This is a genomic window from uncultured Desulfosarcina sp. (genome assembly GCF_963664155.2).
In the GTDB taxonomy this organism is placed as follows: domain Bacteria; phylum Desulfobacterota; class Desulfobacteria; order Desulfobacterales; family Desulfosarcinaceae; genus Desulfosarcina.
In genome coordinates this window covers 3,917,564-3,934,798 of the sequence record NZ_CAXXXH010000001.1, presented here as the reverse complement: position 1 = coordinate 3,934,798, position 17,235 = coordinate 3,917,564, and the positions used below count along the sequence as shown (strand labels likewise).

Below are 17,235 nucleotides of genomic sequence, written 5' to 3'. Positions count from 1 at the left end.
GGAAAAACGCCCAATGAAGCGCTACCTGATGGTCAAGCTGATAACGGTGAACCTCATCGTGGTGGGGTTTGCCGTGGTGGTGGTATGGCTGGCCATCGACACCCTGGCCGCCGGCTACTTCGTCACCCTCATGGAAAAATACCATATCTCCCCCGAACCGGCCCACGCCATGTTTTTGGATTCCATTCATCGCTACCTGATATGGGCCTTTGCAGGGGCCATCAGTCTGGCAGTTGGACTCAGCTATGTGATGAATCGGCGTATTCTGGGCCCGCTGACCCGCATGAACGCCGTGACCGGGGAGATCGCCGGCGGCGAATTCTCAGCCCGCGTGCCGATAACCACCGCAGACGAAGTCGGCCAGCTGGCCCGGGCCTTCAATCATATGGCAGAAAAGCTGGAAAAGATCGAACGGCTGCGGCGAACGCTGATGATCGACGTGGCCCATGAGTTGCGCACCCCGTTGACCAACATCCGCGGTTACCTGGAAGCGCTCAACGACGGCGTGCTGCCGCCGGCCCCTGAAACACTCGCCCTGCTCCAGGACGAAACCCTGCGGCTGGTGCAACTGGTGGAGGATGTCCTGGCCCTGGCCCGGGCCGATGCCGCCGGTGGCCGGCTTCGGCCGCGCAACGTCGATCTCAACAGGATGGTCCGGAATACCCTGGAGGCCTTTTCCCCGGCCATCCAGAAAAAATCACTCACCATCGACATCGACGCCGCCCGGGCGCCAACAACCATCCACGCCGATCCGGACCGCCTATCCCGGGTTTTGCGCAACCTGACCGACAATGCCGTTCAGTATGCCCCACCGGCAACGGCAATTAAAATCCATATCGCCTCGGACGGCCGGGATGTGACCGTGGCGTACATCAACGATGCCACCGAACTGCTTCCCGACGACCTGCCCTACCTGTTCGAACGCTTCTACCGCGGCGAAAAATCCCGCTCGCGGCACCACGGCGGCGCCGGCATCGGTCTTGCCATCGTCAAGGAACTGGTGGACGCCCATGGGGGTAACGTGCATGCGGAACTGGATAACGGACGTGTACACATCGGGTTTTCGCTGCCGCGTGGACAAAATCAGGAAGAACCGTTATCTGGAAGATGATCAGGAATGCGGCGCAATGACGGTACGCCACAGTGACAAGGGGTGAAGCGTAACGCAGATATCGAATGTTTTACGTCGGCGTCAACGCTTATAGAAGGCGGTGGGGCCTGCCCCAAGGCAAGCCCCTTTGGCGTTATGGCCGATCACTGTGCAGGTATGATGTAAACCCTTTCTGGATCCAGCGTATAGGTCCAGGGAGCGCCGGAGTTTTTCCACCCATTGATCATGCGTTTCCCGTTGAAATAACTCTCTTCGTCTTTAATCATATCGCCTTCAAAGCCGTCCGTAATATTGTAAACATTGGTGAAACCGATTTTCGCCAACCGTTCAATTGATGCGGAACTTCGATGTCCGGAACGGCACATTACCGCCAGCGCTTCATCGGGCTTGAATTTTGCCTTGGCTTGGACTTCGAAGTCCGGGTTGTCGGGCATGACGTACTGCTTTTTTTCAGGGTCCCACTTGCCTGTCCAGAGTTTGGATGGGATGTTGAAAGCCATGGGGGCATGACCGACAAAAGCGTACTCCTCCGTGGTGCGACAGTCGATGATTTTAATCTTATCCGGGGCGGCTTTCCACTTTTCGTAAGCTTCTTTTGAGGTAATGTACTTTCCTATGCTGGTCTGCTTTTTAGGATCACGGGGAGCTTGTCCTTCTGCCATGACTATCGCGCAACTTGTGCAAAAAAGAACCACCATCAAAAAGGCAATCCACGTTTTAAATTTAAATCTATTGTTCGACATTTGACCTCCTTTTCCAAGCTTCCCTAAAGTTGTTATATTGCCCCCGATGGGCAATAGGTGGTAGTTTTGCATTTCCTAAGATATTAAAATAGGAATTTCAACAATTTGTTTACAATCAACGACAATCCTTGCAGCCGCCAGCGCCCCCGCCCCCCAGCGACACCGCCACGCTCTTGATCAGCGCAAAAACCGATTGACCGGATTTCAGATCCAGCTGCCGGAAGGAGTGGCGGGTGATCCTCGCCCACAGGGGCGCGCCGATGTCCAGGCGTACGTCCACGAAGGCTTCGCCCGCACCCAGAATGGCGTCGACCCGGCCGGCAAAGACATTCTGGAAGCTGCTCCGGGCGGGCGGTTCCAAGGCGACGGCCACGTGGCGGGCGGGAATGCGGACGCGCACCGGCGTGCCGCGGGGCGCCGTCACGGGGGCCACCTTGAGGATATGGTCGCCGAACCGCAAAGCGGTCAGGCCGGATGCATCCGTCGGTTCGTCGACCACCGTCGCAATCACCGCACCGGTTTCCTCGCTGCCCAGGCGCCCCTGCAGGTCGGGCCGGGAGAGAAGTTCCGCCAGGTCGCCGCAGGCCGCCACCTTGCCGTCGGCCATGATCACCAGCCGGTCGGTCAGGTTGAGTATTTCGTCCAGGGCGTGACTGACGTAAAGAATCGGAATGGCGAACTCGCGCGAAAGACGGATGATGAAAGGCATGACGTCGGCCTTGCGTGAGGCGTCCAGGGAGGCCAGCGGCTCGTCCATGAGCAGCATGGCAGGGCTGGTGAGCAGGGCACGGCCGATGGCCACGCGCTGCTTCTCGCCACCGGAGAGTTTCACCGGACGGCGACTCAGCAGATGGCCGATGCCCAGCAGTTCGACCACGGCATCCAAGCCGACGAAACGGCGCGCTGCCGGCGTCAGGCGCATGCCGTAGGTCAGGTTGGCACGCACAGAGAGGTGGGGCAAAAGACGCCCGTCCTGGAAAACGTAGCCGATGCGGCGACGCTCCGGCGGCAGATCGATACGCCTCGCCGCATCGAAGAGGCACAGGCCGTTGACGGCGATTCGGCCGGTGTCGGGCTGCATCAGGCCGGCCACCATGTTGACGATCGAGGTCTTGCCCGCACCCGACGGGCCGAACAGAGCGGTTACCCCCGATTCAGCTCCTTTGAAAGTGGCCTCCACCAGAAAATTGCCCTGCCGGCGTTTGACGTCGATCTCCATGTCGGTTCACCCTTGCATTCGCGCCGCGAACCGCCGGGCGAGCACTTCCGAACAGACCAGCGCCGCCATGGCAATCAGCACCGAAAGGATGCACAACCGCATGGCCCCCGTCTCGCCGTCCGGTACCTGGGTCAGCGTGTAAAGCGCCAGCGGCAGGGTCTGGGTCTGGCCGCGGATATTCGATACGAAGGTGATCGTGGCGCCGAATTCACCCAGGCTGCGGGCAAAGGCGAGAATCAGGCCGGTAATGATGCCCGGCACCATCAGCGGCAGGGTCACCGTGAAGAAGACACGCAGCGGCCCGGCTCCCAGGGTGCGGGCGGCCGCCTCCAGCCCCCGGTCCACACTCTCCAGGGAGAGCCGCATGGCGCGCACCAGCAGCGGAAACGCCATCACGGCGGCCGCCAGTACGGCCCCCTTCCAGTTGAAGGCCAGCACTATCCCCAGGGTCTTGTAAAGCACCGCGCCGATCGCGCCGTTGCGCCCCAGCAGAACCAGCAGCAGGTATCCGGTAACCACCGGTGGCAGGACCAGCGGCAGGTGGATCAGGCCGTCGAGCAGATTTTTTCCCGGAAAACGCAGCCGGGCCAGCACCCATGCCGCCAGAATGCCCAGGGGCAGACTGGTGGCCACGGCCCAGCCGGAGACCCACAGGCTCAGCCGCAGGGCCTCCAGTTCAACGTCGGTCAGATGCAGAAAGGCCATTAACGCACGTCAAAGCCGTACTTCTCAAACACCGCTCGGGCCTCGGGCGATTTGAGAAAACCCATGAAAGGTTTTGCCGCATCGGCGTGGCCGCCGGTCACCGCCGCCACCGGGTAGACGATCGGCGGATGGCTGTCGGTGGGGAAGGTGCCTACGACGCGGACCTTTTTAGAGATGGCGGCATCGGTGGCATACACCTGCCCCAGGGGTGTCTCGGCACGCTCCACCAGCACCAGGGCCGCACGCACATCCTTCATCGGCGCCAGACGGTCCTTGACGTATTCCCAGATTCCCAGGTTTTCCATGGCCTTTTTACCGTACATGCCGGCCGGCACATGCTCGGGATCGCCCATGGAAAGCCGCCCATCCTTGCCCAGCCGATCGGCCAGGTTCAACCCGGGTTTGATGTCGATAGCGCCCATGGGGCTGTCCAGCGGGGCGATCAGCACGATCCGGTTGCCCAGCAGATCGAAGCGGGTGGCCACGTCGACGGCATTCTTCTCCGCGAGAAAATCCATCCACTTTTTATTGGCAGACAGATAGACATCGGCCGGCGCTCCGCTCGCGATCTGCTTGGCCAGGGTGGACGACGAGGCGAAGGAGGTTTCAATATGCCCCAGTCCCCGCGCGGCATACAGTTCCCCGATTTCGGTGAGCGCATTGGTGGTCGAGGCGGCGGCGAACACGACCACCTCGGTTTGGGCGGCAACCGTCTGCCCGATAAAAACATCCGCACCCACCCCGACACACGTTATCATCAGGACGGCAATCAGACGACGCATGAATATTGTTGATATCATTTTTTTCTCTCTTTATTGAAATGATGGTGTGATGTGTTTTTACGATGGCGAGCAAGAATCGTTACTACAACCCCAACTGAGCGTTTCCAATTTTTACAGATAGAATAACCGGTTTTTATTGTTTACCATAATGGTTTCAAACACTTAAAAAATTGAAACGCTCAGTTGGGTATGAACGGGTCAGCTTTTTTTGGGCTTTTTAAACGTCAGGAAGGGGCAGAGTTTACAGATGTCGAAGCCGGGATAGGTCTCCCCGGTTCTGGGAAACGAAACGCCGCCATCGCGGACGGTGCGCTCGAGCATCCAGTGGATGGTGGGTTCCATCTGCACATAGGGCATAATCCAGTTGATCTCGCCCTGCTCGGTTTTTCCGGCAGTATAACTGCTGCTGCACATCTGGGTAACATTGAATTTGTTCATCACAAAACACTGCACACAGCCGTGGCAGATGGAGGAGTTCATTGTCATCGTCATCTCAAAAGGATGGTTATCGAAAGCAGCGTCCCAGTCATTTGCCAGATGATAGGACTGAAGGGTATCACACATGCCGTGGATCAAATCGGGTGTGAAGGGGGCCTTGTGGAGCGGTGCGGTAGCAAAGGCCAGCGGCTTTTTGGGCAGTCTTTTTTTTGTCTTTACGAATCGTTCCGCCTGATCCCAGTCCTTGGTGTATTTAAGATGGCTTTTTATCTCGGCATCATCGATCTCCTTCAATTTCATGACATATTTTGCATTGGAGCATCCGAGCTTATCGGCCGTCCCAAGGAGGATGTCGCCTCTCTGCCGGCTTGCCGCCACATAGGCGCAAAACGTAACCGGGTGCAGGGATGTTTTGTATTCTGCATTGTTTTTGAAATCTTTAAGTTCTCCTTTTTCAAAAAAATATTTTACCGCGACGGGGTAATATTTCATCTTCAGGATATTTCTCAGGGCAAACACGATCCCCGCGTCACTGACTTTTCCTCCGTTTTGGTCGGCGCTGGCCAGGATCGTTTTCGCAAGGGCCACATCATCGAGGCACAGGTCGAAGTCCAGATCGCAAGCAGGTTCCGTCTCAATCGTCTTCGTTTCCATTATGATCTTCCTCCTTCAGAAAATAAGGTTAAAAATGAACAGCTGCCGTTTCCTCCGGTTTTTTAATATCCACCGGATGCGGATAGTCGGCCAGCCGACCGGCGCGAATGATACCAATCCGATCGGCCAGCTGGCGTGCTTCCTCCCAGTTGTGGGTAACAAAAAGGGTCGTGATCCTAAAATGACGCTGATGAGCTTTCAACTCGGGCCGAAGCCGCTCTGCATTTTGCGGATCCAAACTGCTGAAGGGTTCGTCGAGGAGCAAAATCCGCGGATCGGTGGCGATGGCCCGCGCCAGAGCCGCGCGCTGCTTCTCACCGCCGCTCATCTGCGCCGGATAGCGATCGGCCAGCGGCAGAATACCGAAACGATCTAGAAGGCCTCGGATCTTCTCCTGTGCGGCCCGACGGCCCGGTTTCAGGTGGGCCATGGCCAGCTGCAAGTTCTTGCGGACAGTCAGATGCGGGAAAAGTAGCAGGTCCTGAAAAAGATAACCGACGCGTCGCTGATGGGGCGATAGACGATCGATGCAGTCGCCATTGAAAAAAATGCGCCCCGTGCAGGGGAGAAGGCCGGCGATAACTTGCAATAATGTACTCTTTCCAGCCCCCGACGGTCCCAGCAGTACAAACAGTTCGCCTTCGGCGATCGTCAGATCGATTTCCTTCAGCACGCCGGTGGAGACTTTTTCTAAGCGGATCGTTGTCATGGGCCAAACCTCAACACGGCCGAATCGGCCGCAAGGGGCGTGCCGATCCATCGCATGGCCAGCAGCACCAGGAACCCGGTCATGATCAGCAGCCAGGCACAGACCAAGGCGATACCCAACTCGCCGCTGGAGATGTTCAGGTAAACCGCAATGGGCAGGGTCTCGGTTCTGAAACGGGTTGCTCCGGCCACCATCAGTGTGGCGCCGAATTCCCCCACCGCACGCGCCCAGCAGAGCACCACCCCGCTGAGAATCACCGAGCGGGCCAGGGGCAGGGAAACGCGCAGGAACACCTGGCCAGGCTTCAGCCCCAGGGTCTGGGCGGCCTGTTCATAGCGACCATCGATGGCCGCAAAGGCCGCCCGGCTGGTCCGGGTCATGATGGGGGCAACGATCAACACTTGTGCCAGAATCGCACCCCAGGGGGTAAAAAGCAGTTCGATCCCCAGCCGATCCAGCGTATTTCGGACCGTATCGTTGCCCAGCAGAAAAAGGAGCCCCACGCCAGCCACCAACGGGGTCATGGTCATGGGCAGATCGATCAGGGTATCCACCACCATCTTGCCCTTGAAGGTCTGGCGGGCCAGAAAATGGCCGGCCGGCACCCCCAGAATGACGGCGATAAGCGTTGCCGCGCCCGAGGTTAAAAGGGTCAGGCTCAGGGCAAACCGAATTTCCGCCGAGGCTAGTGCGACCAGGGCCTGAGACAGGGGTAGATGAATCAGAAGCCCGGCCAGCACGCCGACGATTAGAAGAATCAGCAACCCCGCGGGCAACAGGCAGATGCAGCGCATAGACCCCGGATCACTTGTCCAGCGGCAGGAAACCATACCGCTGGAATACGGCCACGCCACTTTCGGAATTCAAGTGGTCAGCCAACTGCCCGGCCAGTTCAGGGTCGGTTGCCGACCGGAGCACCGCTGCGGCAATGATTTCGGCCTGGAAGTAGTCGGGCGGGATGGGCAGGATAACGATCGTTTCGCGGTTTTGGAAGGCATCCGCGCGACCGATGATGGCGGCATCCACCGCCCCCTGGCTGACATACATGGCCAGCTGTTTGACCGTGGCCCCGTACACGGTGACATTTTTTAGAATTGCATCCCGCATGCCCGACCGCTCGCAGATCGCCATCGCCGTGCGGCCGAAGGCCATGGCCTTTGGATCGCCCATGGCCAAGCGAATGCCCGGTTTGGCCAGATCGTCGAACGTGGTGATCCGCTGTGCTTGGTTGACGTTTACCCCGACAACCGGGGTGTGCTGGACAATCGGGCGGAATGATCGGATCTTGCCGGCCTTCTCCAGCTTTTCAATGTAAAACAGTGCCCCAGGAACAAACAGGTCTCCCCTGCCGGCAGCCTCGATGCGCGCCAGCAGCTGGCCGCTGCCGCCGTAGTCGATGAACACCCGATGGCCGGTCTGGTCCTCAAAGGCCTTGACCATCTGGTCAACGGGCTGTCGCAGGCCGGCGCCCACAAAAATGTGCAGATCCCCGGCAGTCACTGGCTGGAAAAATCCGATCCCAAAAAGAAAGGCCACACCACCTGACAGCAGAAGCACCCATCGTTTTCTCACTTCTCTCTCCGACCGAGGATTAACCTATCGCGCTCAGTTTCCATGCGTGGGGCGGTTTCCAGCCGCCTTAAATCGGGGGGTAATGTCAGTGACATCAGGGCAAGATGCCGATCCCCCATTGGCTTCAGGTCGCTTTCAGGTGCTGCGGGCACAGAACCGCTCCCAGCCCATCAGATGCGCCGCGCCGGCGATGGTGGTGCCGTAAAAAATCACCGGCTTGCTCCCCAGAAAAGCCGGCAGGCTGCCGTTGACAATCGTAGTGCCGGTCACCAGCAGCAAATCGGCCCAGGCGATCGCCGTGGGCGTGTTATCGGGAGATTCGATGACGGGGCCGTATTTTCGACTGCCGATATTATCGGGGTCCATGTCCAAAACCCTCAGGGGAAAACGGGCTGTCAGGGTCTCCACCATGCGGGGTTGAAGCCCGATCTGGACAATCTTCACCTTCCCGTAGCGACTGTGAATATGATCTCGTAAGGCCTCGGCGCACTGCCCCGGCTCCTCGTCCCGGCAATGCACCGTACCGCCGATTCGGTCGAGATGTCGCAGAGCGGCATTCAATGCAGCCACAAAAACCGCCCGGCGGTAATTGTCGGTCAACGGTAGCGCCAAAATACCTTCCAGTGTCCCCTCGTAATCGCCGAAGCGGTCGGTGAAGGCCTGTCCCAGTACGCCCCGGATCTCCGCCTGCATCAGACGTTCCTTGCCTTTCTGAATCGGAAAATCGTCTGCCTCCGGGTTGCCGATGGCCTCTTCCACACTCAATGCCCGGGCCTTGACGTGAACCGTTTCACCCATCAGGTCATGATCGGCCATCATCAGGTTCGCTTTCCTTTTCAGCTCATCGTAAACGGTTGTCATGCGCGCCCCGCTCCCAGACATGATAAAAAAGGCAATAATACGATATCCGTCATCTGCTTTGCCAAATAGTAAATGACGTTTTTAAACGCTATTTGACGTGGACTCATTACATATGATATAGAATTGGTCAATATCTTTTTGCCGCCTTTTTCGTCAAATGGCCGAATCACGGCCGGGAGCCATCAATGGCCCGAAAAGACGATGCCATCACTTGCAAGGTCAAAGAATTCCGCCTGGGTAAAGGCTGGTCCCAGCAGGAACTGGCCGACAGGATCGATGTCCGTCGGCAGGCGATCTACGATATCGAGTCGGGACGCTACCTGCCCAACACGGCCATCGCGCTGCGGCTGGCCCGCATCTTCGGCTGCCGGGTGGAGGAGTTGTTCGTCGAGCACGCCCCACCGGAAACGGAACCCGTGCATCTTGTCGACGACACCGGGGGGTCATCGACGCGTCTGGCCTTGGGCCGGGTTCGCAACCGACTGGTTGGCCTCCCGCTGCAGGGCGCCGAATCCATCCCCTTCGGCTTACGATCGGCTGACGGTCTGCTCAACCCGGACAAAAAAAGCGCGTACATTCTCTCGTCATCCGATCGTCTGGAAAAAACGATCATCCTGATGGGATGCGATCCGGCCTTCGACATTCTCGGCCACCACGTCACCCGTTTGGCGCCGGAGGCACGGGTCCACTGCCGGTTCGCCTCCAGCCACCGCGCATTGAACGGCCTGGCCGAGGGGGTGACGCATGTGGCCGGAACCCACCTGCACAACACGGGCAAGACGGAAACCAACGTGGTCGTGGCCAGTCAAAAACTGGTCGGCATGCGCAGTCGCGTGATGGGATTCTCACTCTTGGAGGAGGGGCTGATGGTGGCCAGGCACAACCCCCTTGGCATCCGCAGCGTGGCCGACCTGGCCCAGCCCATGGTTCGTTTTGTCAACCGGGAGCAAGGGGCAGCCCTGCGGGTGCTGCTTGACGACCAGTTGCAGCAGGCAGGAATCGCGGGCAGTGCCGTCGAGGGTTATGAAAATGAAGTGACCACCCATCGTGAAGGCGCCTATCGCATTGCCTGCAACGTGGCGGACGCGGCCCTGGGCCTGCGGGCCATTGCCGAAGCATTCAACCTGAGCTTCGTCCCTATCACGGCCGCCCGCTGCGATTTAGTCATTCCCACCGACATAACCAGCCATCCAACGGTCAGGATTCTTCTTGACGTCCTCCAATCGGCCGCTCTGCGCAGGGAAATCGACGCCATTCCGGGCTACGAGGGTTCCGTGACCGGCACGACCATCGCCGTGTTGTAATCCTATGGAAAATTATCTTTCGGCCTCTCCTGCTTGAAATTCTTTACCCAATCTTTACCTTACCATTACACATCCCTTAACCGGGTGTCTTATTGTCTGTCCAGGAACGATTTGAACGGAAACGCATTGAAACGGACAGATCAACAGGAGGTGTGAAATGAAAAATACAATTGTTGCCGCCTTGGTTCTGATCGCGATCTTTTTCGGCTACCAGCAGGTCAGAAGCATGGACGAAAAGATGGAGAAACCCATGGATAAAATGGTTGAGAACGAACGGTCGGCCGTCTTTGCCGGCGGCTGTTTCTGGTGCACGGAATCAGATTTTGAAAAGGCAAACGGAGTCATCCAAGTCGTATCGGGCTACACCGGCGGCCGGGTGGAAAACCCTACCTACAAACAGGTTTCGGCCGGCGGTACTGGCCACGTGGAGGCCGTCAAAGTCATCTACGAACCGGACAAGATCTCTTACCGCCAGCTGCTGGATGTGTTCTGGCATCACGTGGACCCGACCGATGCCGGGGGACAGTTCGTGGATCGGGGCGATCAGTACCGCAGCGTCATTTTCTACGCCAACGATGAGGAACGCCAAATAGCCGAAGCCTCGAAAAAGGCGCTGGCCGCTTCGGGCCGGTTCGACCGGCCAATAGTGACCGACATCCTGCCTTTAGGCCCATTTTATGAAGCTGAGGACTACCATCAGGACTATTATAAAAAGAATCCGATTCGATATAACTGGTATCGTTCCGGCTCCGGCAGAGACAAATTCCTGGAGATGACCTGGGCCGGCGAGGCGAAGAAGATGGAGCAAAAGATGTCTTCCAAGACGATGGACAACCCAAAAAAAGAGAGGGCAGCCGAGGTCCCCACGGATGAACAGCTCAAGCGGACCCTCACCCCGCTGCAGTACCAGGTGGCCCGTGAAAACGGCACCGAACCGCCGTTCAAAAACGAATATTGGGACAACCACGAACCCGGCATCTATGTAGATGTGGTATCCGGCGAGCCCCTGTTCAGCTCCACGGACAAGTTCGATTCGGGAACCGGGTGGCCCAGCTTCACCCGCCCCCTGCAGGCGGACAACGTGGTCGAAAAACAAGATAGGAGCTTTTTCATGGTGCGCACCGAGGTGCGCAGCAAACATGGAGACTCCCATCTGGGGCATCTGTTCGATGACGGCCCCAAGCCCACGGGACTGCGCTACTGCATCAATTCGGCGTCCTTGAAATTCATCCCCGCCGGCGAGCTTGAAAAAGCGGGTTATGGCAGCTACCGGCACCTTTTTGAGAAATAGGACAGGCCAGGCCATCCGAAAAAACCTCTTTCCTCAAATGGCCCTCTCTTCTTCGAGAGAGGGCCGGGGAGGCCCGCCATGAGAAAAGCCATACCCTTGATCCTGACGGCAATGTTGCTCTTCGGCGTCTTTTTCTGTGGCTCGGCTGAAGCCGATGATCCTCCGGTCGAACAGGTTGTCTTTTACGTGCAATGATACGATGTGGGAAAATCAGCCCTGGAAAGGCTGAACGGCGTAAAATCGGTAACCAGCGGTTTCAGCGGATTTCGTGAGATCAACACGGTGACTTTCGACCCCACCGTGATCACGCGCGACCAAATGGTGTCTGCCCTGAAAAAGGCAGGCACCTATACGGGGACAAGAGAGTAAAGATCCCTGTCGGGTGTTCTCTATCTTCTTGTTTGTAACGTCAGCACCCTTAAATTAACAACCCAATGTCCAACATCGAACATCCAACGCCGAACGTCGAATAATGTATCCTGTCTTTTTTTAGGATCCGGTCGAGCGAAGCGATTTCATCATTCGACGTTCAATGTTCAACGTTGAAAGTTCGATGTTCATTTTTTTCACAGTCACTTCACACCCCGGCCCATTTCCAGCCCCAGCTCCAGGGCCTGGCGGTTCATCTCGATAAACCCCGACGGAATGCGCTGCTCCAGCACCTTCATGATCGATTCCGCACGCACCAGACCCGTCAGTCCCACCACCGCACCCAGCATGCAGATGTTGAACACGATCGGCTTGCCGATCCGGTCCATCACCGTCTGGTACATCGGCAGCTGACGCTGCACCGCGTCCACCTTCAGCTGCGGTTTCACGTAGCGCGTGTCCATGATCAGCAGTCCCCCCGGACGGATGATGTCGTAAAACTTGTTGTATGCCTCCTGCGTCAGGCACACCAGCACGTTCGGCTGGATCACCTTGGGAAAGTTGATCTGGGAGTCCGATACGATCACGTCCGAGCGCGTGGCGCCCCCCCGCGCCGCCGCCCCGTAAGCCTGGGTCTGCACCGCCGTCAGATTCTCGTGCAGCACCGCCGCCTCCGCCAGGATGATCGCGGCCGTGATCACCCCCTGGCCGCCCGATCCCGAAAACACCATCCTGCATCGCTCCATCTATCTTCCCCCCATGGCCCGTTCGATGATCCGGTTATACTCGCTGCAGTACTCCGGCTTGTCCAGCTGGACGAAGACGCCCCGCTCGATCAGCTCCGGATGCTCCGCCTTGGCCTTCGATCCGATCGGCGTCGTACTCTCCTTCATGCGCTTCATCATGTCCACCGCCCCGCCCTGCTTGTTCTTGCGCCCGAAGTAGGTCGGACACTGGCTCATCACCTCCACCACCGAAAACCCCTCGTGAAGGATCGCCTCCCGGATGATATCGGCCATCTGCTGCACATGGTACGTCGTGGTCCGCGCCACGAACGTCGCTCCCGCCGCCTTGGCCATCTCCACCACGTCGAACCCCTGGTCGATGTTCGAATACGGCGCCGTCGTGGCCATCATCCCCGGTCCGGTCAGCGGGCTGTACTGCCCCCCGGTCATGCCGTAGATGCGGTTGTTCATCACGATCGCCGTGATGTCGATGTTGCGCCGCGCCGCGTGGATGAAGTGGTTGCCTCCGATGGACAGGGCGTCCCCGTCCCCCATGGGCACGATCACGTTCAGATCCGGCTTGCTCAGCTTCACCCCCGTGGCAAAGGCCAGCGCCCGCCCGTGGATCGTGTGCAAGGTGTGAAAATCCATGTATCCCGAGATGCGCGACGAACAGCCGATCCCCGACACCATCACGATCTCATTGCGGCTCATCCCCAGCTTCTCCACCGCACGGATCAGCCCGTTGAGCACGATCCCGTGGCCGCACCCCGAACACCACAGGTGCGGAAAAAACCGCTGGCGGATATAATCCTTGACTGCCATCTATACCCCCTTGCCCTTGATCAGGCGCAGTATGTTCTTGATGTCCGTGGGCGTGATGAACGCGCCGTCGATCCGGTTGGCCAGAAACACCCGCTCCGGATGCCGCACGCTCGTCTTGACCATCTGGCACACCTGGCCCATGTTCATCTCCACCACCACCGTGTACTTGGCGGGGTTGCAGTACGCTTGAATCACATCCGCCGGAAACGGCCACAGCGTCTGCAGCTCCAGCAGCCCGATCTTTTCCCCCCGCGGACGCAGGCTCTCCACGATGTGCAGGGCACTGCGCGCCGCGCTGCCGAAGCTGACCAGCACCGTCTCCGCATCCTCCAGGTAAAACGTCTTGTAGCGCGCCATCTGGTTGGCGTTGTTCTCGATTTTGTCCACCAGGTGCCGCAACAGCCCGTGCACGATCTTGGGGTTGTCCGACGGAAACCCCCACATGTCGTGCACCAGCCCGGTCACGTTGTAGCGGTGCACGTCCCCGAAGTCGCTCATCGGCAGCCGCCCGTCCTCGCGCGGCAGGTAGGGATGATAGTCCACCCCCCCCTGCACCGCCGTGCGCAACCGCTCCACCAGCGGAATCTCCCCCGGTTCGGGAATCTCCAGCCGTTCGCGCATGTGCCCCACCACCTCGTCGAACAAAAGGATCACCGGCGTCCGAAAGGTCTCGGCGATGTTGAACGCCTCCACGGTCATGGCGAACACGTCCTGGTGGTTCGACGCCGTCAGCGCCACGATGCTGTGGTCCCCGTGCGTGCCCCAGCGCGCCTGCATCACGTCCCCCTGGCTCACGTGCGTCGGCACCCCCGTGGACGGTCCGCCCCGCTGCACGTTCACGATCACGCAGGGAATCTCGGCCATCACCGCGTACCCCAGCGCTTCCTGCTTGAGCGAAAACCCCGGTCCCGAGGTCGCCGTGAGCACCTTGCGCCCGGTCAGACTCGCCCCGATGATCGCGCACATCGACGCGATCTCGTCCTCCATCTGGATGAACTTGCCCCCGCGCTGCGGCAGCCGTCTGGACAGGTGCTCGGCGATCTCCGTCGACGGCGTGATCGGGTAGCCGGCGAAAAACTCCAGCCCCGCGTAAAGGGCCCCTTCCACGCAGGCCTCGTTGCCTTGGATGAATTTGATCTGTCTGCTCATGGTTTCTCCGTCTCCACCTCGATGGCCAAATCCGGGCAGCGCAGCTCGCACAGCCGACAGGCGATGCAGTCTTGCACCCGCACCGCCACCGCCTTGTCCTCATCATCCAGCTCCAGCACCGCCTTCGGACAAAACGCCACGCAGATCCCGCACCCCTTGCACCAGTCCCGGTTGATCCGGTGTTCCTTCAATCTCGCTTTCGCCATGAATCTTCCCCTAAATATAGGTAATCAGGTTCGGGTCGTTCTGGGACTCCAAATGGGCCACGCAATTGAAGAGCACCAGCCACAACCGTTCCCGATCATAACGCAGCACGGTGATGGAGGTATTGCGCAGTTCCCACCCCAGGCGGATCGTCTGCTCCCTGGTTGTTTCCAAGGTCTGCCGCAGGGCCACGGCCGTCGGTCCGCCGGAGGTGAACACCGCCACCTTTCTGCTATCGCCCTCTTTGCGCACCAGGTTGTCGATGGCGCCGGCGATCCTTTCCCTGAACTGCTGCGCCAGGCGATTGCGTGCCGCATCATCGACCGGCATCATGTCCGTCTTTTCGGCGATATCGAAGATCCGTCCGATGGCACCATGGTCGGTTTGGATCTGCTTCATCTGGTCGGACAGGGCGGGGTCTTCCTGAATGACGGTGAAGAGGCGGTTCATCATCTGGTCGGAGCTGTCGAACTCGTTAAAATCAGCGTCAATAATCAGATTGCGGGATCCGTTCCCATTCATTTGGTTCATGGCAATGGTGGCCGTCTGAACATGCCGCCTCAGCGCACCGGAATAAACGGCATCAAACCGGGTGCCATTTTTATAAAAATGCCGGCCTAAAAGCTCTGCCTGCCGTTCTCCAACCGCAGACAGGCGATCGTACGCCGGCTGACCGAACGACGCCTGGCCGTGCCGAACAAAGTAAATTTCAATCATCTGCACACTCTTTTCGTTATCATAGTTACCGGTTTGCCTGGTGCGGCATCGGCGGGAAAACAGTCGGAGGTGTGGGAAGGCAATGAAAAGCAGTCCGCTTCGCTGGTGAGCACATCGTCATCGGGTCGAAAGCCTGAGCCGCACCCGGCCGGTATTCATATTTTAAATTCCACAGAAACCTATCCCAACTCGATCGTAATCGTCAAGGATAATGAACAATTATTCATTTTCCCTTGTACATCCCGCAAAGGGGAAATAAAATGGCGCCGATTCGTTAACCCATCCACCAAAAGCCCCAAGGAGCAGACAAGATGTCATCTATCGTTGCGATTGTTCGCTATCAGAAACCCCTGGAATCGGTAAAACAGGCGGTGGACCGTTGCCGCGGCCTGGAGCAGGTAAAGGCCGGTATGCGAGTGTTCATCAAGCCCAATATCGTTTTCTGGACCAAATCCGTGGCCTTCCCCAAATGGGGCGTCATCACCACCTCGCGGGTGGTGGAAGATATGGTCGTCCTTCTTAAAGAAAGAGGCGTGAACGATATTACCATCGGCGAAGGCATGGTCACACAAAACCCCAAAGACAAGGAGACGCCTGCCCACGCCTTTGAGACACTGGGCTACAAAACCCTGGAACGGCGCTTCGGAGTCAAGCTCATCAACGTCTTCCAGCGGCCGTTCGAAGCGGTGGACCTGGGGGATGGCGTTTCACTGAACTTCAATACGGATATCCTCCACAGCGATCTGGTGGTGGATCTGCCGGCTATGAAAGCCCACAACCAGACCGTGGTCAGCCTGGGAATCAAAAACCTGAAGGGCACCATCGACATCCCTTCCCGGAAACGCTGCCACAATGCGGATCCGGTCAAAAACCTGGACTTCATGGTGGCCCGGCTGGCCGACCGTCTGCCCCCGGTCTTTACCCTCATCGACGGCATCTACTCGTTGGAGCGAGGACCCGGCCCCGACGGCAGCATGCGAAGGAGCGATATCCTGGTGGCCTCAACGGACATCCTTTCCGCCGACATGGTGGGGGCCAGGCTCCTTGGCTATGAACCGATCCAGGTTCCCCACCTGGCCAATGCCGCCGCCAACCGGGGTCGCCCCACGGATCTATCCGACGTTGAGGTGGTGGGTGAGCGAATCGAGGAACTGGCCAGCAGCCACCGCTTTGACTTTCCTTACGCCAGCGACGAAACCGGCGAGCTGCCCCTGTCACTGGCCAAACAGGGCATCAAAGGTGTGTTTTACCGCAAGTATGACGACACCATGTGCACCTATTGCAGCCAGCTCAACGGCTTGACCCTCACGGCCATTCGCTTGGCCTGGAAAGGGCAGCCGTGGGACCGGCTGGAAGTACTCACCGGCAAACGGATGAATCCGACGCCGGGAATGAACAAGACCATCCTGCTGGGCAAATGCATGTACCAGAAACACAAAAACAACCCGGAGATCAACGAAATGATCGCTGTCAAGGGGTGCCCGCCCCGGCCGTCAGATATCGTCAAGGCGCTGCATCGGGCCGGCATCGATGCCGATCCGGGCCTTTTCGACAATATCGACCAATTGCCCGGATTTTTCATGGCCCGCTACCAGAACCGGCCGGAATTCGAGGAACAATTCTTCAGGGTGGAGTAGTTTCCACGGTGAAAGGTGAAAGGTGAAAGGTGAAAGGTGAAAGGTGAAAGGTGAAAGGTGAAAGGACACGGTCAGGTTGAGGCTGTTTTGTCAATGAAAATGCGAACCGCAAAATGTCCAATGTCCAGTCCCGAATGTCCAGTGAATGATTCGCTGCACGAGGTCTATACCTAAAAAAGATAAAATACCGCCCTTCGGCATTCGGCGGTTCCTTGTTCGA

General features: G+C 58.3%; 19 protein-coding genes. 5 read left to right on the top strand and 14 right to left on the bottom strand.

Going from position 1 to position 17,235, the window contains the following annotated elements:
* The first annotated feature begins 13 nt into the window (after positions 1-13).
* Complete coding sequence (locus ACHZBS_RS17930) at positions 14-1,111, top strand: ATP-binding protein (RefSeq protein ID WP_319407893.1); 1,098 nt, start codon at positions 14-16, stop codon at positions 1,109-1,111.
* 143 nt (positions 1,112-1,254) lie between these two features.
* Here ACHZBS_RS17930 and ACHZBS_RS17925 read toward each other — a convergent pair whose 3' ends face one another.
* The 9 genes from ACHZBS_RS17925 to ACHZBS_RS17885 form a co-directional block, all read right to left on the bottom strand.
* Positions 1,255-1,854, bottom strand: coding sequence for a rhodanese-like domain-containing protein (locus tag ACHZBS_RS17925; RefSeq protein WP_319407892.1), 600 nt, complete (start codon positions 1,852-1,854; stop codon positions 1,255-1,257).
* 115 nt (positions 1,855-1,969) lie between these two features.
* A complete protein-coding gene (gene modC, locus ACHZBS_RS17920; RefSeq protein ID WP_319407891.1) occupies positions 1,970-3,073 on the bottom strand; it encodes a molybdenum ABC transporter ATP-binding protein in 1,104 nt (367 codons plus the stop codon).
* A gap of 6 nt (positions 3,074-3,079) precedes the next feature.
* Positions 3,080-3,778, bottom strand: coding sequence for a molybdate ABC transporter permease subunit (gene modB, locus ACHZBS_RS17915; RefSeq protein ID WP_319407890.1), 699 nt, complete (start codon positions 3,776-3,778; stop codon positions 3,080-3,082).
* Positions 3,778-4,578 (bottom strand): molybdate ABC transporter substrate-binding protein, encoded by an 801-nt coding sequence (modA, locus tag ACHZBS_RS17910; protein WP_319407889.1) that lies wholly within the window; start codon positions 4,576-4,578, stop codon positions 3,778-3,780. The genes modB and modA (ACHZBS_RS17910) overlap by 1 nt, the downstream gene beginning before the upstream one ends.
* A 180-nt stretch (positions 4,579-4,758) precedes the next feature.
* Positions 4,759-5,652, bottom strand: coding sequence for a DUF169 domain-containing protein (locus ACHZBS_RS17905; RefSeq protein WP_319407888.1), 894 nt, complete (start codon positions 5,650-5,652; stop codon positions 4,759-4,761).
* 28 nt (positions 5,653-5,680) lie between these two features.
* Positions 5,681-6,361: an ABC transporter ATP-binding protein gene (locus tag ACHZBS_RS17900; RefSeq protein WP_319407887.1), complete on the bottom strand. Its 681-nt coding sequence runs from the start codon at positions 6,359-6,361 to the stop codon at positions 5,681-5,683.
* A complete protein-coding gene (locus tag ACHZBS_RS17895) occupies positions 6,358-7,215 on the bottom strand; it encodes an ABC transporter permease (RefSeq protein ID WP_319407886.1) in 858 nt (285 codons plus the stop codon). Before ACHZBS_RS17895 ends, ACHZBS_RS17900 begins: the two co-directional genes overlap by 4 nt.
* On the bottom strand, positions 7,166-7,933 hold the full coding sequence (gene modA, locus ACHZBS_RS17890; protein WP_319407885.1) for a molybdate ABC transporter substrate-binding protein: 768 nt from the start codon (positions 7,931-7,933) through the stop codon (positions 7,166-7,168). The genes ACHZBS_RS17895 and modA (ACHZBS_RS17890) overlap by 50 nt, the downstream gene beginning before the upstream one ends.
* A gap of 135 nt (positions 7,934-8,068) precedes the next feature.
* Positions 8,069-8,794, bottom strand: coding sequence for a Rossmann-like domain-containing protein (locus tag ACHZBS_RS17885; RefSeq protein ID WP_319407884.1), 726 nt, complete (start codon positions 8,792-8,794; stop codon positions 8,069-8,071).
* A gap of 185 nt (positions 8,795-8,979) precedes the next feature.
* Here ACHZBS_RS17885 and ACHZBS_RS17880 point away from each other — a divergent pair, with 185 nt between their 5' ends.
* The 3 genes from ACHZBS_RS17880 (at position 8,980) to ACHZBS_RS17870 (ending at position 11,758) form a co-directional block, all read left to right on the top strand.
* Positions 8,980-10,098 (top strand): substrate-binding domain-containing protein, encoded by a 1,119-nt coding sequence (locus tag ACHZBS_RS17880; protein ID WP_319407883.1) that lies wholly within the window; start codon positions 8,980-8,982, stop codon positions 10,096-10,098.
* 259 nt (positions 10,099-10,357) lie between these two features.
* Entirely contained in the window at positions 10,358-11,389 is a 1,032-nt protein-coding gene (gene msrB / locus ACHZBS_RS17875; RefSeq protein WP_394708046.1) for a peptide-methionine (R)-S-oxide reductase MsrB, read from the top strand.
* A gap of 201 nt (positions 11,390-11,590) precedes the next feature.
* Positions 11,591-11,758 carry a hypothetical protein gene (locus ACHZBS_RS17870; protein ID WP_319407881.1) on the top strand — a complete coding sequence of 56 codons (168 nt, stop codon included), beginning with the start codon at positions 11,591-11,593 and terminating at the stop codon, positions 11,756-11,758.
* 203 nt (positions 11,759-11,961) lie between these two features.
* Here ACHZBS_RS17870 and ACHZBS_RS17865 read toward each other — a convergent pair whose 3' ends face one another.
* The 5 genes from ACHZBS_RS17865 to ACHZBS_RS17845 are packed head-to-tail and all read right to left on the bottom strand — an operon-like array spanning position 11,962 to position 15,378.
* Positions 11,962-12,504, bottom strand: a complete 543-nt coding sequence (locus tag ACHZBS_RS17865; RefSeq protein ID WP_319407880.1) for a 2-oxoacid:acceptor oxidoreductase family protein — start codon at positions 12,502-12,504, stop codon at positions 11,962-11,964.
* The gene (locus ACHZBS_RS17860) at positions 12,505-13,308 is read right to left on the bottom strand and encodes a 2-oxoacid:ferredoxin oxidoreductase subunit beta (RefSeq protein WP_319407879.1); all 804 of its coding nucleotides are present in this window, start codon (positions 13,306-13,308) and stop codon (positions 12,505-12,507) included. It lies immediately after the preceding gene.
* The gene (locus tag ACHZBS_RS17855) at positions 13,309-14,457 is read right to left on the bottom strand and encodes a 2-oxoacid:acceptor oxidoreductase subunit alpha (RefSeq protein WP_319407878.1); all 1,149 of its coding nucleotides are present in this window, start codon (positions 14,455-14,457) and stop codon (positions 13,309-13,311) included. It lies immediately after the preceding gene.
* A complete protein-coding gene (locus ACHZBS_RS17850; RefSeq protein WP_319407877.1) occupies positions 14,454-14,663 on the bottom strand; it encodes a 4Fe-4S binding protein in 210 nt (69 codons plus the stop codon). Before ACHZBS_RS17850 ends, ACHZBS_RS17855 begins: the two co-directional genes overlap by 4 nt.
* Before the next feature lie 10 nt (positions 14,664-14,673).
* The gene (locus ACHZBS_RS17845; protein WP_319407876.1) at positions 14,674-15,378 is read right to left on the bottom strand and encodes a histidine phosphatase family protein; all 705 of its coding nucleotides are present in this window, start codon (positions 15,376-15,378) and stop codon (positions 14,674-14,676) included.
* A gap of 311 nt (positions 15,379-15,689) precedes the next feature.
* Between ACHZBS_RS17845 and ACHZBS_RS17840 the strand changes: the two genes are divergently transcribed.
* Positions 15,690-17,015, top strand: a complete 1,326-nt coding sequence (locus ACHZBS_RS17840) for a DUF362 domain-containing protein (RefSeq protein ID WP_319407875.1) — start codon at positions 15,690-15,692, stop codon at positions 17,013-17,015.
* Positions 17,016-17,235 lie beyond the last annotated feature (220 nt).

What these genes read in the sequence shown, in the direction of transcription:
- ACHZBS_RS17930 (WP_319407893.1), top strand. Translation starts at nt 14, where the DNA reads ATGAAGCGCTACCTGATGGTCAAGCTGATAACGGTGAACCTCATCGTG.
- ACHZBS_RS17925 (WP_319407892.1), bottom strand. Translation starts at nt 1,854, where the DNA reads ATGTCGAACAATAGATTTAAATTTAAAACGTGGATTGCCTTTTTGATG.
- modC (WP_319407891.1), bottom strand. Translation starts at nt 3,073, where the DNA reads ATGGAGATCGACGTCAAACGCCGGCAGGGCAATTTTCTGGTGGAGGCC.
- modB (WP_319407890.1), bottom strand. Translation starts at nt 3,778, where the DNA reads ATGGCCTTTCTGCATCTGACCGACGTTGAACTGGAGGCCCTGCGGCTG.
- modA (WP_319407889.1), bottom strand. Translation starts at nt 4,578, where the DNA reads ATGATATCAACAATATTCATGCGTCGTCTGATTGCCGTCCTGATGATA.
- ACHZBS_RS17905 (WP_319407888.1), bottom strand. Translation starts at nt 5,652, where the DNA reads ATGGAAACGAAGACGATTGAGACGGAACCTGCTTGCGATCTGGACTTC.
- ACHZBS_RS17900 (WP_319407887.1), bottom strand. Translation starts at nt 6,361, where the DNA reads ATGACAACGATCCGCTTAGAAAAAGTCTCCACCGGCGTGCTGAAGGAA.
- ACHZBS_RS17885 (WP_319407884.1), bottom strand. Translation starts at nt 8,794, where the DNA reads ATGACAACCGTTTACGATGAGCTGAAAAGGAAAGCGAACCTGATGATG.
- ACHZBS_RS17880 (WP_319407883.1), top strand. Translation starts at nt 8,980, where the DNA reads ATGGCCCGAAAAGACGATGCCATCACTTGCAAGGTCAAAGAATTCCGC.
- msrB (WP_394708046.1), top strand. Translation starts at nt 10,358, where the DNA reads ATGGTTGAGAACGAACGGTCGGCCGTCTTTGCCGGCGGCTGTTTCTGG.
- ACHZBS_RS17865 (WP_319407880.1), bottom strand. Translation starts at nt 12,504, where the DNA reads ATGGAGCGATGCAGGATGGTGTTTTCGGGATCGGGCGGCCAGGGGGTG.
- ACHZBS_RS17860 (WP_319407879.1), bottom strand. Translation starts at nt 13,308, where the DNA reads ATGGCAGTCAAGGATTATATCCGCCAGCGGTTTTTTCCGCACCTGTGG.
- ACHZBS_RS17855 (WP_319407878.1), bottom strand. Translation starts at nt 14,457, where the DNA reads ATGAGCAGACAGATCAAATTCATCCAAGGCAACGAGGCCTGCGTGGAA.
- ACHZBS_RS17850 (WP_319407877.1), bottom strand. Translation starts at nt 14,663, where the DNA reads ATGGCGAAAGCGAGATTGAAGGAACACCGGATCAACCGGGACTGGTGC.
- ACHZBS_RS17845 (WP_319407876.1), bottom strand. Translation starts at nt 15,378, where the DNA reads ATGATTGAAATTTACTTTGTTCGGCACGGCCAGGCGTCGTTCGGTCAG.
- ACHZBS_RS17840 (WP_319407875.1), top strand. Translation starts at nt 15,690, where the DNA reads ATGTCATCTATCGTTGCGATTGTTCGCTATCAGAAACCCCTGGAATCG.